Here is a 14,179-nt window from a genome sequence, read left to right as displayed (position 1 = left end):
GCGGTGGCGAGGGGAGAAAGGAATTTGGGGACACCCCAAACCCCGCCAGGGGCAGCGTACCTGGACCCGTTTTGCGAGAGAGCGTATCAAGTCCGCTCCGAAGGCGCTGCTCCTGGACCCCGTTTACATAATCAAGCCAATTCCGAGTCAAGAATGAAGACAGGGAGGCGGACCGCCAGGTCCGCCTCCCTGTCTTCATTCTTTATCCCCTCGTAGGGAATCAATACGAAAAACGAAGATACAACGTGTTATAATTAGCAGCCAAATAATGTAACCTCAGCGCCAGGGGAATCGTTTAAAGACATAGGAGATAATGGCTAGGCATACGTTAAGTGCTGAGAAGCAAACGCAATCTGTAGATCCTGAATCTTCTTCTCCGAAAACCTGAGCGCGGAGCGCTAGGCACGCCAGTGACGTTGGGTTTCGGAATAAGATCCATAAGGGGATAATATGAAACAACCTGCTAGTGATACCTATATCTTTCACCTGGGGCGTACAGCCTATCAGAGGACGCGCCTGCTGGGTGTGTTGATGGCGGTCGCGCTGTTTCTGGGCGCACTTGGGTCGGCCTGGGCGTGTGGCTGGATGTGGGGCACTTATCGTCATGATTTTACTTTTTATCTGAAGTGGCAGGATGCGCTGGTCGGCCTGCTGGGTTTCCTGACCTTCGCGATGCTCAAAGGGGATATTTTAATTGCGCGCTTCCTCTTCGCGCTTCACCAGGGCTATCGCAAGGGAACGTTTCTCGTCAGCGAGCATTCGCTCGAGGCACGTGATCTCTCTCCACTGAACCTTTCCAGCATTTTCTGGATGATGAACAGCGAGTTCTGGTGCTTTGTGGCCGTGCTGGTGGGCCTGGTGCCAGCCATTCTTGTGGGCTGGACCCTGCATATTACACAGCCGCTCTTACTGGTACTGGCGACCGGGTCTGCGCTCTTGTTGAGTCTGGCGGGCCTGGTAGTCAGCATCGTCGCATTCTCATTTATCCTGATTGGCTGTGTTGGTGCCATCTCGTTCACTAAAAGCCTCGGCGCGCCCCAGACCTATGAGTTGAGCAATCGAACTATGGTACGCATAGATGCTTGTCAGTTGACCATCATCTATCCAGGCGCTCAGGAATCGCTCGTGGATCTGCGTTTATTGGACAAGGAAGATCGCTGCTTCTTGCTGGACTTGCTACGTGAGCGCTGGAATAACGCGCAACAGGTGTGGAATCCCACGCTGGGCGAGGAGATTGAGCAGGCCCTACGCGAGTCTGAAGAGCGCCGCGCCGTTTTAGCGTAGAGTGGCGTGGGACAATCTCCCGACTGTGGAATAAATGATGGCTGGCCGATGTTTCCTATGGTAGATATAATGATGGGAAAACGTGCTGGTTAGTCACTTTACTGGCAGGCGAAGAAAATACAGACCAGAGTATTGACATATGTAGGTGGAAGTAGTATACTTACCTCTTGCCAGTGTAGTATACTAAAAGCAGCGATATTTCCAATAGCTGCTGATGAGAAGATACATAATAGGCTAACAAGATTGACTAACAAGCGAGCAAAGAACGGACAAACACATCATCTCCCCAAGTGCGCAGAGTGAGCGTAGATACCACAAACAATACTTTTATCCACAGCAGAAGACCGACACCGATGTCAGTATGCAGCATGGATTTGTGTTTGATTGTGTTGAGCGGGGGGTGGTGTGAGTTTTCTGCTGTTCCAGGCTCTTAGTTGTAAGATCTTATGCGGAAACCAATGTCACTGGCGTGACTAGCGCTTGTCCCCGAATGGGGGCGAAGCGCTCAGGTTTCCTTATAGGCAGTAAACTCTTGTTCCGAAACCCAACGTCGCTTACGCGACTAGCGCTCGGCGCTCAGGTTTTCGGAGAAGTAGTAAACAGAGTTTGTAAAGCATGCCAAGAGTATATCCTGTTGGGGGTGATGATGTGTGGGCGCAAGGCAGGAGAGATTGTTAAGTTTCAATGCGAGTAGGAGTAACCGCTTATTGAATTGGTGAGCGGTTACTTTTCTTGTCGTTGACCGTTTCACAACACAGTCACTCTAGGTACTAATAGATAACATTTCGCAATTATCTAGAAATTTTTTCTGTTTCCCGTTACTCTTTGAGAATGTCTCCATCCCGTGCCTCTACGCTATGCATACATGTAATACGCTTATGTATTATACAACGTTGACAAACGGTTGTGTATGCGGCGAGTGGTGTGGGCCTCTGGTGCATTCTGTGAGTGGCATGCCCCCGCGTGTCCCTCATGATCCTCTATGGGCGAACTAGGTGAGAGGAGAATACCACATATGGCAGTAAGCACGAAGGCCGTTGCACTCCCAGAGCGCGTCTCTTTTGGGCGTATCCCGGACATACGGCCTATGCCTGGCCTAATTCAGATTCAGCTCGACTCCTTTGAATGGTTCAAGAAGGAAGGTCTCCGCGAACTTTTCGAAGAAATTTCTCCTATTGAAGACTTTACCGGCAAAAACCTCAGCCTGGAATTTATTGTCCCTCCTGAACCCTTTGGCAAGCCAAAGTATGACGAGGATGAGTGCCGCGACCGTGACGCGACCTATGCCGCACCCCTCAATGTGAAGGCTCGCTTGATTAATAAAGAGACAGGTGAAATCATCGAGAAAGACATCTTTATGGGTGACTTCCCGTTGATGACAAAGGCTGGTACCTTCATTATCAATGGTGCCGAGCGCGTTGTGGTGAGTCAGTTGGTGCGTTCCCCCGGCGTCTACTTCACAGTGGACGAGGATGCGACGACTGGTAAAAAACTCTTTGCCGCAAAGTTGATTCCTGGACGTGGTGCCTGGCTGGAGTTTGAGACCAGCAATAAAAACCTGCTCACAGTCAAGATTGACCGCAAACGTAAGCTACCTGTAACGACCCTGTTGCGTGCCATTTCGCGCCTGGCCAAAGAGCACTGGCATGTGGAGGACCTGGACCTCTCGACCGACCAGGGCATTCTGGATGCCTTCGCTGGGGTAGATAACGACCCAGTCATCCGCTATATTCAGGCGACCCTGGACCGCGATCCCGTGAAGAAGGAGGAGGAAGCCCTCCTGGAGCTGTACAAGAAGCTGCGTCCTGGCGATCCCGCCACTCTGGACAACGCACGCTCTCTGGTTAAGAACCTCTTCTTCAATCCACGCCGTTACGATCTGGGCAACGTTGGTCGCTATAAGTTAAACCGCAAGCTGGACCTCTCGATTCCGCAGAGCCAGCGTATCCTAACGCAGGACGACCTGGTGGCTATTATCCGGCGCCTGGTCTCGCTCAACAATGGGCGTGGACGCAAGGATGACATCGACCACCTGGGCAACCGCCGCGTGCGTTGCGTGGGTGAGCTGATTCAGAGCCAGTTCCGCGTTGGTCTGCTGCGTATGGAGCGCGTGGTGAAAGAGCGCATGAGCATTCAGGAGCCTGGACAGGCCACCCCGAACGCGCTTATCAACATCCGCCCAGTCGTGGCCGCGATGAAAGAGTTCTTCGGTGGCAGCCAGCTGTCGCAGTTTATGGACCAGGTCAATGCCCTGGCGGAGATCGGTCACAAGCGTCGTCTCTCGGCCCTGGGTCCCGGTGGTCTTTCTCGTGACCGCGCAGGCTTTGACGTACGTGACGTACACGAGTCGCACTATGGCCGCATCTGCCCGATTGAGACCCCTGAAGGTCCAAACATTGGTCTGATTGGTAACCTGGCGACCTATGGCCAGATTAACCCCTATGGCTTCATTGAGACGCCCTATCGGCATGTGATTAAGCGCCTGGCGGCAACTGACGGGCGCCTGCTTGGTCGTGAGTTGCGTGGCTATTACGGTCGTCGCGAAGATATTGTTACAGAGGACGGCGAGGTGCTGCTCAAGCGCAACAATCCTGTGCGCGTGGATGAGGAGCTCTTTGAGAAGCTGGCCTTCCTGGGCGATACGCCTTTGAGCATCAAGCCATTTGTCACCGATGAGGTCGATTATCAGACCGCCGATGACGAAGAGAACTTCTATATCGCCCAGGCGAACGCTGTGCTGACTGATAACAACGAGTTTGCTGACGCACGCGTGCTGGCTCGCTATCAGGGTGAGTTTACCGAGGTTCCCTCGGAGAGCATTGACTACATGGATGTCTCGCCGCGTCAGACGGTGAGTGTCGCGACCGCGCTGATTCCCTTCCTGGAGCATGACGACGTGAACCGCGCACTGATGGGCGCGAACATGCAGCGCCAGGCCGTGCCTCTGCTGCGACCGCAGTCGCCCATTTGTGGTACGGGCATTGAGCGCCAGGTGGCCGTCGACTCGGGCCAGGTTATTGTGGCTCAGGCGACCGGTGAGGTTGTCTCCTCTACCTCGCGCAAGATCGAGATCATGGACCAGCATGGTCAGCTCTACTCGCACGCCTTACGTAAGTTTGTGCGCTCCAACAATGGTACCTGCATTAACCAGCGCCCCATTGTTAAGAAGGGCGACTATGTCACCAAGGGCCAGGTGGTTGCCGATAGCTCCTCAACAGAGCTGGGGGAACTGGCTCTAGGTCAGAACATTCTGGTGGCCTTTATGAGCTGGGAGGGTGGCAACTTCGAGGACGCCATCCTGATTAGTGAGCGTATCGTGCGTGAGGATCTCTTCACCTCGATCCACATCGAGAAGTACGAGGTGGATGCCCGCGATACCAAGCTTGGTCCCGAAGAGATCACACGTGACATTCCGAACGTGGGTGAAGAAGGTCTGCGCAACCTGGATGAGCGTGGCATCATCTATGTGGGCGCCGAGGTTGGTCCACAGGATATCCTGGTCGGTAAGATCACGCCGAAGGGCGAGACGGAGCTGACCGCTGAAGAGAAACTGCTGCGCGCTATCTTCGGTGAAAAGGCTCGTGAAGTCAAAGATACCTCACTGCGTGTGCCTCATGGTGAGCGCGGTAAGGTTGTCGAGGTCAAGGTCTTCTCCCGCGAGGCGGGCGATGAACTCTCGCCAGGCGTCAACCAGCTGGTCCGCGTCAGTATCGCGCAGAAGCGTAAGATCGGTGCTGGCGACAAGATGGCTGGACGTCACGGAAATAAGGGCGTTATCTCGCGCGTGCTGCCAATTGAGGATATGCCTTTCCTTCCCGATGGTTCACCAGTGGATATCATCCTGAACCCGCTGGGTGTGCCTCACCGTATGAATATCGGCCAGATCATGGAGACGCACCTGGGCTGGGCTGCCAGCGTTCTTGGCTTCAAGATCGCGACCCCGGTCTTTGACGGCGCGACTGAGGAAGATATCGAAGAGATGTTGCGGCGTGCGGGCCTGCCTGAGTCAGGTAAGGTTCAGCTCTATGATGGGCGTACCGGTGAGCCATTCGATCACCCGATCACTGTTGGCTATACCTATATGCTCAAACTGGCCCACCTCGTCGAAGACAAGGTACACGCCCGTTCAACTGGACCATACAGCTTGATCACGCAGCAGCCGCTAGGTGGTAAGGCGCAGTTCGGTGGACAGCGCTTCGGTGAGATGGAGGTATGGGCGCTTGAGGCCTACGGCGCGGCTAATATCCTGCAAGAGATCCTGACCGTCAAGTCGGATGACGTTGTGGGTCGCGTGAAAACGTATGAGGCCATCGTCAAGGGCGAAAACATTATGGAGCCTGGCGTGCCTGAATCCTTTAAGGTGTTGGTCAAAGAATTGCAAAGCCTCGGTATCAACGTTGAGGTGCTGAACGAGGACGAGCAGAAGATACAATTTGTGGAAGACACCTCGAATGATGTGATGCCGGAACTGGGTATTAATCTGTCCGGTTTCGAAGGAGACCAATAGTAGGGAGTGCGACCGTGTATGCGTGTCTGTAGCCGCGCCCAGAGGATGCTCACGCGCATACACTGCCCTTACCCCAGGAGGTAGCATGCTCGAAGTCAACGATTTTAACGCTATCCGTATCAGCCTTGCCAGCCCTGAGCAGATTCGTGGCTGGAGCTATGGTGAGGTCACGAAACCGGAAACCATCAACTATCGTACACTCAAGCCCGAGAAGGATGGCCTTTTCTGCGAACGCATTTTTGGCCCCACCAAGGACTGGGAGTGCTACTGTGGTAAATATAAAAGAGTTCGCTTCAAGGGCATCGTTTGCGATAAGTGTGGTGTAGAAGTCGCGCGCTCAAAGGTTCGCCGCGAGCGCATGGGCCACATCGAACTCGCTTCGCCCGTCAGCCATATCTGGTACTTCAAGGGCACGCCAAGCCGCATTGGCCTGCTGCTTGATTTGTCACCACGTAACCTGGAGCGCATTCTCTACTTTGCTTTGTATGTCGTCACACATATCGACGAAGAGGGGCGTCAGCGCGAGCTGATGCGCATCGACGAAGAGTTGCAGCAGCTCGACCAGGACCTTGATACGAAGGTCGTTGATCGCGTCAATAGCCTCAAGTCGAAGCGCGACACCGCCATTCGCGATAGTGAGCAGCAATTCTCTACGCTTGACCGTAAGAGCATCGAAGAGAAACGTGAGCAGGACCTGGATAACGCGCGCCGGGCCGAGAGCGAGACGCTCTCTGAACTGCGCGACCTGATGAACCAGGCGACTGACAACGATATCATCTACATGCCCACCGATTCCGTCATCGTCCGCTCGGGTGAGACCGTTTCGCCCAAGCACCTGGATACGCTGGAGCGGGTTGCCGAGTCGTCGCGTAACGCTATCGCCGAGCAGGCGCGTCGCGAGATTGAGGCCGCTCTCTCTGAGAGCAAGCGCGAGGCCGACCGCCTTGGCCTTGAGTACCAGGGCCAGATCGATACCGCACAGTTGACGCTGGAGCGCGAGCGTAGCGAGTCCCGCACACGCCTGGACAACATGCGCCGCGATCTGGAAGGTCTCAAAAAGCTTGACCTATTGCAGGAGAATCGCTATCGCGAACTCAGGGAGTCCTTTGGCAGCGTCTTCCGTGCCGGTATGGGTGCGGAGGCAGTGCGCGAGCTGATCGCAGCCATCGACCTGGAGAAGCTCTCTAATGACCTGCGGCACGAGATCATTTCGACGGTTGGCCAGCGTCGCAAGAAGGCTACCAAGCGCCTGAAGGTTGTTGAGGCTTTCCGCAAGTCGGGCACCTCGCCTGAGTGGATGATCCTGACAGTGTTGCCAGTGCTGCCGCCTGATCTGCGCCCGATGGTGCAGCTAGATGGTGGTCGCTTCGCGACATCCGACTTGAACGATCTCTATCGCCGCGTGATCAACCGCAATAATCGTCTCAAGCGTCTGCTGGAACTGGGCGCGCCTGAGATCATTATTCGCAATGAGAAGCGCATGCTGCAAGAGGCCTGCGACGCCCTGATTGATAATGGACGTCGTGGTCGTGCCGTGGCGGGCTCGGGTAACCACAAGCTCAAGAGTCTCTCTGATATGCTCAAGGGTAAGCAGGGTCGCTTCCGCCAGAACCTGCTCGGTAAGCGCGTTGACTACTCTGGTCGCTCAGTTATCGTGGTTGGTCCTGACCTGAAGCTGCACCAGTGTGGCCTGCCCAAGCGCATGGCGCTGGAGCTCTTCAAGCCGTTCGTCATGCGTAAGCTTGTGGAGCAGAACTTTGCCCACAACATCAAGAGTGCCAAGCGCTTTGTTGAGCGTGTCAAGCCTGAGGTTTGGGACGTTCTGGAAGAGGTGATTAAGAATCATCCCGTCCTGCTCAACCGCGCGCCAACGCTGCACCGCCTGGGTATTCAGGCCTTTGAAGCCGTCCTGGTTGAGGGTAGCGCGATCCAATTGCACCCGCTCGTCTGTTCAGCCTTTAATGCGGACTTTGATGGTGACCAGATGGCTGTGCACGTGCCCCTGTCCGATAAGGCGCAGGACGAGGCGCGTCGCTTCATGATGTCAACGCGCAACCTGCTCTCACCGGCCCATGGCGAGCCTTCGATTGGTGCCAGCCAGGATATGGTGCTTGGCTGCTTCTACCTGACGCAGGATCGCCCTGGCAAGAAGGGCGAGGGACGACGCTTTACTGACGCCACCGAGGCCTTGCTGGCCTACTCTCAAGGCATTGTAGAGCTACAGGCGCGTATCAAAGTGCGCATTGGCGATGTCGAGGTCTATGACAATCCTCCGCCCGCCAAGCCATCGATGAGTGCGGCTGGTAAGCTTGTTGAGACCACGGTTGGCCGTCTCATCTTCAACGAGGCGTTGCCTGAGCGCTTGCGCTACCGCAACTACGCGATGAAGAAAGAGAATCTGCGCCAGGTGATCGCAGACTGCTTCAAGTACTATGGTCGCGTGAAAACCACCGAGCTGGCCGACGAGGTCAAGCGCCTTGGCTTCTCCTACGCTACCAAAGCCGGTGCAACTGTCGCCATTAGCGACGTCAAAGTGCCGATTGAGAAGCAGGAAGAGATGGCGAAGGCCGATCTCAAGATTGCTGAGCTGGAAGAGCAGTATCGCGACGGTCTGATCACCGAGAACGAGAAGTACCAGCAGACGATTGAGACCTGGAACGAGGTGACCGATAAAGTCACCAAGATGGTCGAAGCGACGCTGGACCCCTACGGCTCAATCTTCACCATCGCGAAGTCTGGCGCGACCAAAGCGAAGTTCCAGCAGATCCGTCAGCTTTCCGGTATGCGTGGTCTGATGGCCAGCCCGTCGGGCCGTATTATCCCGGTGCCAATTCGTGGTAACTTCCGCGAAGGCCTGAGCGTGTTGGAGTACTTTATCAGTAGTCACGGCGCGCGTAAGGGTCTGGCTGATACCGCGCTACGTACCGCGGAATCTGGTTACCTCACCCGTCGCCTGATCGACGTCGCGCAGGATGTCATCGTCACCGAGGAAGATTGTGGCTCGACCGAGGGTATTCTCATCACCGATGAGGACTCCAAGGAAATGGGTCTCGACAACCTGGGGACGCGCCTGCTGGGTCGTGTGCTGTCCGAGTCAATTCCTGGCCTGGAGCACATGGAAGCTGGTGATGAGATAACCGAGGAAATGGTCGAAGAGATCGTGGCCGCGGGCGTCAAGAAGGTGCGTGTCCGCTCCGTCTTGAACTGCCTGGCACGCCGGGGCATCTGCCGCAAGTGTTATGGTCGCGACCTGGCAGCGAACGCGCTGGCCAACATCGGTGCAGCGGTCGGTATCATCGCCGCTCAATCGATTGGTGAGCCGGGAACGCAGCTCACCATGCGTACCTTCCACACTGGTGGTATCGCAGGTGCGCAGGGTGACATCACGCTGGGTCTGCCACGCGTTGAAGAGCTGTTCGAGGCGCGTGTACCGAAGGACAAAGCCGAGATCAGTGAGATCGACGGCGTTGCCGAGATCATTAAAGACGAGAACACAAACCAGCGTACCGTACGCGTGGTTGCCAGTAATGTCTTCTTTGATGAGTACATCATGCCCGCGAAAACCAAGGTACTGGTCAACGACCAGGACCAGGTCGTCAAGGACCAGGTGATCGCGTTGATGCCTGCGGAAAAGGGCGGTGAGCCGGTTCCGGTCATGGCACGCACGGATGGCACGATCAACATTGGCGCGAATGGGCTGCTCTCGATTCGCTTTGAGGAGCATGATGAGCGCACTTATGCAGTGCCAGCGGCACGTAGCATCGCCGTGGAGCATGGACAGAAGATTCAGGCGGGCACACCCATCACTTCTGGCCAGCGCGATCCACAGGATGTTCTGCGTATCCAGGGACGTGAGGCAGTGCAGTTGTACCTGGTCAAAGAGGTGCAGCGTGTGTACCGTAACACTGGTGTGTACAATAACGACAAGCACATTGAAGTTATCGTCCGCCAGATGCTTCGCCGCATCAAAGTAGAGGATTCTGGCGACACCGATATGTTGCCAAACGACCTGGTTGATCGCTTCCATTATGATGAGACCAACGCGCGCGTCCTGGCCGAGGGTGGAGAACCCGCCACCGCTACGACCGTGTTGTTGGGTGTCACTAAGGCCTCGCTCAATACTGACAGCTTCCTGGCTGCGGCCTCCTTCCAGGAGACCACAAGGGTGCTGACAGAGGCGGCGATTGAGGCCCAGACCGATCACCTCGTTGGTTTGAAAGAGAACGTCATCATTGGTAAGCTCATTCCGGCGGGTTCAGGCATTGCCCAGCGCCGTAAGGAGCAGATCGCACGCCAGCAGGCGGCGGCCGCACGCATCGCGGCGCAGCAGACTCCCGTGGTTGCTGGAGTCGTGGCTGGCAGCGCGAGTGAGAGCCTGGGGGATGGTTTTGCCAGTGGTACCCTTGGGCTGACACTTGACAGCGGGGACAATGAGTGATATTATATGCAACCGCGTATATGTGATAAAAAGTCGCGGGTAGCAACTTTGCTATCCGCGCTTGCAGTCATTCTTTTATAGGGACAGGGAGGACCTTTCCTTGCCGACAATCAATCAGTTAATCCGAAAGGGCCGCAAACAAAAGCAGAAAAAAGTGAAGGCCCCAGCGCTGCTGTATTCCTACAACGCGCTAAAGAATAAAACGTCGCGTCTGCGCGGATCTCCACAGAAGCGTGGAGTATGCACCCAGGTGCGTACCATGACCCCGAAGAAGCCGAACTCGGCGATGCGTAAGATTGCTCGTGTTCGTCTCTCGAACCAGATGGAAGTCACCGCATACATTCCTGGTGAAGGCCACAACCTACAGGAGCACTCTGTTGTCCTGATCCGCGGTGGTCGCGTGAAGGACCTGCCGAGTGTGCGTTACCATATCGTTCGTGGTACACTTGACAGCGATGGCGTCTCCAAGCGCCGTCAGGGTCGCTCAAAGTATGGGGCGAAGCGTCCGAAGCCCGGACAGGCAGCAGCACCAGCGAAGGGGAAACGCTAAGCTGGTCTGGCTGCGTCAGTATTGCCCGCAAGCCGCGGCTTGATGGGAAGGCCAGGGTAAACTGGAGTGGCCATCAAGTTTCGCGCCAACTCCCTGCTATAGCGTAAGCGGGGTGGTTATCACGGTCACCGTGGGGCGACTTACGGTGATAGTCGGGTGTCCTCCTGGTACATAGCCAGTGCGACGCATGAGTTATCTCGTCGTGGCTATGATTCTCAGAACGTCTCCTCTCAAGGACGTGAGGGAAAAAGGGAAAGGCGCCCGCGTGTAGGCGTCAGAGAGAGATTAAGGCGAAACGCAAGAAATAGCCTTAATCATTAGGCTCGACGCCTTTTCTGGTGTCTGTAAACTCCTTCTGGCTAATGCGGAGCGGGGGAGTTCTTGTGAGACACAAGTCTCATCTTATGCGGAAACCACCCCCCATTCGGGGACAAGCGCGCTCAGGTTTCCTAATAGGTAGTATATCTTGCACTAGACGCGCGAGCGTCGGTTCTATGGCTTGACGAGAGGACAACATCGCATTCAGAGCGAAGAGATGCAGCAACAGTAGGGAATTTGGGTTAGTGGGATGTGAAAACTATCCACCGCAGCCGAAGTAATTCTAGAATGTGGTTGCTTCGTATCTGAATGGCTGAAAGGGAGGCAGAAATTGCCAAGACGCAAAAGAGTGGTGCGACGGCCCGATGTGCCGGATGCAAAATACAGAAGCCGTAACGTGGCTCGCTTCATTAACAAAATGATGGTTGATGGAAAGCGCAGCCTGGCTGAGCGTATTCTCTACGATGCGCTGGAAGCCATTGAAGTAAAGCAGAAGCGCCCATCTATTGAGGTGTTTGATCAGGCATTGAAGAATGCGACACCCAGTATTGAGGTTAAGCCCCGTCGTGTTGGTGGTTCCACCTATCAGGTCCCTGTGGAAGTCCGCAAGGATCGTGGTAACGCGTTGGCAATGCGCTGGTTGATTCGTGCTGCTCGCACAAGAAACGGCAGGTCGATGTCGGATAAGCTGGCTAGCGAGTTGATGGATGCGGCGGCGGGACAAGGGTCCACTATTAAAAAGCGTGAGGAAACTCACAAGATGGCGGAGTCCAACAAGGCTTTCGCTCATTATCGCTGGTAAAAAGACATCATGGCTAGAGAATTCCCACTCGATAAAATTCGCAATATTGGTATCATCGCTCACATTGACGCGGGTAAGACGACCACCACAGAGCGTATCCTCTACTACACCGGGCGTATCCATCGCATTGGTGAGGTGCACGAGGGCGGCGCGACCATGGACTGGATGCCGCAGGAGCAGGAGCGTGGTATCACCATCACTTCAGCGGCCACTATGTGCTTCTGGAATGATTATCAGTTCAACATCATTGACACCCCTGGACACGTAGACTTCACGGCTGAGGTTGAGCGCAACTTGCGCGTACTCGACGGCGGCGTGGTGGTCTTCGATGCTGTCGCGGGTGTTGAGCCTCAGTCCGAGACTGTGTGGCGCCAGGCGAACAAGTATAACGTGCCTCGTATCTGCTACGTCAACAAGATGGACCGCACGGGTGCCGATTTCTGGCGCACGGTTGATATGATCAGAACGCGCCTGAGTGCCGTTCCTGTGCCCATTCAGGTTCCTCTCGGCAGCGAGAGCAACTTCAAGGGCTTTATCGACCTGATCACGATGAAATCCGTAACCTTCACCGACGAGAAGGGCGCTTCGCCAATGATTAGCGAGATTCCCGAGGCGTTGAGGGACGAGGCGCAGCAGCATCGTGATACCATGGTTGAGCGCGTTGCCGAGACCGACGAGGAACTGACGCTGAAGTTCCTTGAGGGCGAAGAGATCTCCGAAGAGGAGCTGAATACCGCGCTGCGTAAGGCGACCATCTCCAACGCCCTGGTGCCTGTTCTGTGTGGTAGCTCCTACAAGAATAAAGGCGTGCAGGCCATGCTCGACGCTGTCGTGCATTATCTGCCATCGCCAATTGATATCGCGCCACCTGTAGGTATCAATCCAGATACCGAGCAGGAAGAGACCCGCGAGGTTGATGACAACGCTCCCCTGAGCGCCCTGGTCTTCAAGATCGTGTCGGACCCCTTTGTTGGTCGCCTCTCCTATATTCGTGTCTACTCTGGCACCTTGAAGAAGGGCGCCTCGGTCGAGAATACGACCAAGGACAAGACCGAGCGTGTTGGTCGCCTGTTGCGTATGCATGCCAACCACCGCGAGGATATCGATGAGATTCGGGCGGGCGACATCTGTGCCGCCGTTGGTTTGCGCAACACCTTCACAGGTGATACGCTCTCCGACTCGTCCAAGCCGATCATCCTAGAGTCGATCTCCTTCCCCACACCGGTTATCGAGATTGCTATCGAGCCTAAGACGCGTGCCGATCAGGAAAAGATGGGTGTTGCTCTGGGCAAACTGGCTGAAGAGGATCCCACCTTCCGCGTCAATACTGACCAGGAGTCTGGCCAGACCATTATTAAGGGTATGGGTGAGCTGCACCTGGAAATCATTCAGGATCGCCTCTTCCGCGAGTTCAAAGTTGAGGCGAATGTTGGTCGCCCACAGGTGGCCTATCGCGAGACGATTACGCGTACCGCGCAGGCCCAGGGTCGCCACGTCCGTCAGACAGGTGGTAGCGGTCAGTACGGTGACGTCTGGCTGCGTGTTGAGCCAAATGAGCGCGGTAAGGGTATCGAGTTCGTCAGCGAGGTCGTTGGCGGTACCGTCCCCAGGGAATACATCAAGCCGACCGAGCAGGGTGTGCGCGAGGCGCTGGAGAACGGTATTATCGCCGGCTTCCCCGTCGTCGATGTCAAAGTTGCTCTGTATGATGGTTCTTACCACGACGTTGACTCCAGTGAGGCGGCCTTTAAAATCGCCGGTTCGTTGGGCGTCAAAGAGGGTGTCCGCAAAGCTGGTCCTGTGCTTTTGGAGCCGATCATGGTTGTAGAGGTTACCACACCTGAGGACTTCTATGGCGATGTCATCGGCGACCTCAATCGCCGCCGTGGCACCATTCTTGGTATGGAGACCCGTGCTGACTCGAATGTCGTCAAAGCTAATGTTCCCCTGTCCGAGATGTTCGGCTACGTGAACGAGCTGCGTTCGATGTCCAGTGGTCGTGCCAGCTACTCAATGGAATTCTCCCACTACGATCCCGTTCCAAAGAACATTGCCGACGAGATTATCGCCAAATCGAGCCGCTAATCTGAGCAGATCGTAGTCAAATTTGTTTAAGTGCCCGCCGTTTGTGGTGGCAATGCGCCGCAAACGGCGGGTGGCTGAGAAAAAAGGTTTTGGGTGGGGTTGGTAGCTTCGTGGTTCTGACCATATAGCTGCCAGCGTATACTGAACATACGCGGCTTATGGTGTATAAGTGGTGGAAAAGTCAGGGATGATCCC

General features: G+C 55.4%; 6 protein-coding genes. All 6 read left to right on the top strand.

What is annotated here, in order from left to right; translation table 11 throughout:
* Positions 1–450 precede the first annotated feature (450 nt).
* The 6 genes from JMJ16_RS37280 to fusA all read left to right on the top strand — a co-directional run bounded on the left by JMJ16_RS37280 (position 451) and on the right by fusA (position 13,984).
* The gene (locus JMJ16_RS37280; RefSeq protein ID WP_201389794.1) at positions 451–1,284 is read left to right on the top strand and encodes a hypothetical protein; all 834 of its coding nucleotides are present in this window, start codon (positions 451–453) and stop codon (positions 1,282–1,284) included.
* A 1,015-nt stretch (positions 1,285–2,299) separates the two neighbouring features.
* Positions 2,300–5,791, top strand: a complete 3,492-nt coding sequence (locus tag JMJ16_RS37275) for a DNA-directed RNA polymerase subunit beta (protein WP_201389792.1) — start codon at positions 2,300–2,302, stop codon at positions 5,789–5,791.
* Between the two features lie 85 nt (positions 5,792–5,876).
* Positions 5,877–10,229: a DNA-directed RNA polymerase subunit beta' gene (rpoC, locus tag JMJ16_RS37270; RefSeq protein WP_201381301.1), complete on the top strand. Its 4,353-nt coding sequence runs from the start codon at positions 5,877–5,879 to the stop codon at positions 10,227–10,229.
* Between the two features lie 100 nt (positions 10,230–10,329).
* Positions 10,330–10,779, top strand: a complete 450-nt coding sequence (rpsL, locus tag JMJ16_RS37265) for a 30S ribosomal protein S12 (protein ID WP_007908613.1) — start codon at positions 10,330–10,332, stop codon at positions 10,777–10,779.
* A 649-nt stretch (positions 10,780–11,428) separates the two neighbouring features.
* Positions 11,429–11,899 (top strand): 30S ribosomal protein S7, encoded by a 471-nt coding sequence (gene rpsG / locus JMJ16_RS37260; RefSeq protein WP_201389790.1) that lies wholly within the window; start codon positions 11,429–11,431, stop codon positions 11,897–11,899.
* A 9-nt stretch (positions 11,900–11,908) separates the two neighbouring features.
* Positions 11,909–13,984, top strand: coding sequence for an elongation factor G (gene fusA, locus JMJ16_RS37255; RefSeq protein WP_201389788.1), 2,076 nt, complete (start codon positions 11,909–11,911; stop codon positions 13,982–13,984).
* Positions 13,985–14,179: the final 195 nt, after the last annotated feature.

It is taken from the genome of Ktedonobacter sp. SOSP1-52 (genome assembly GCF_016587395.1).
Note: the sequence above shows the minus strand (reverse complement) of the source record. Positions and strands in the feature narration are given on the sequence as shown.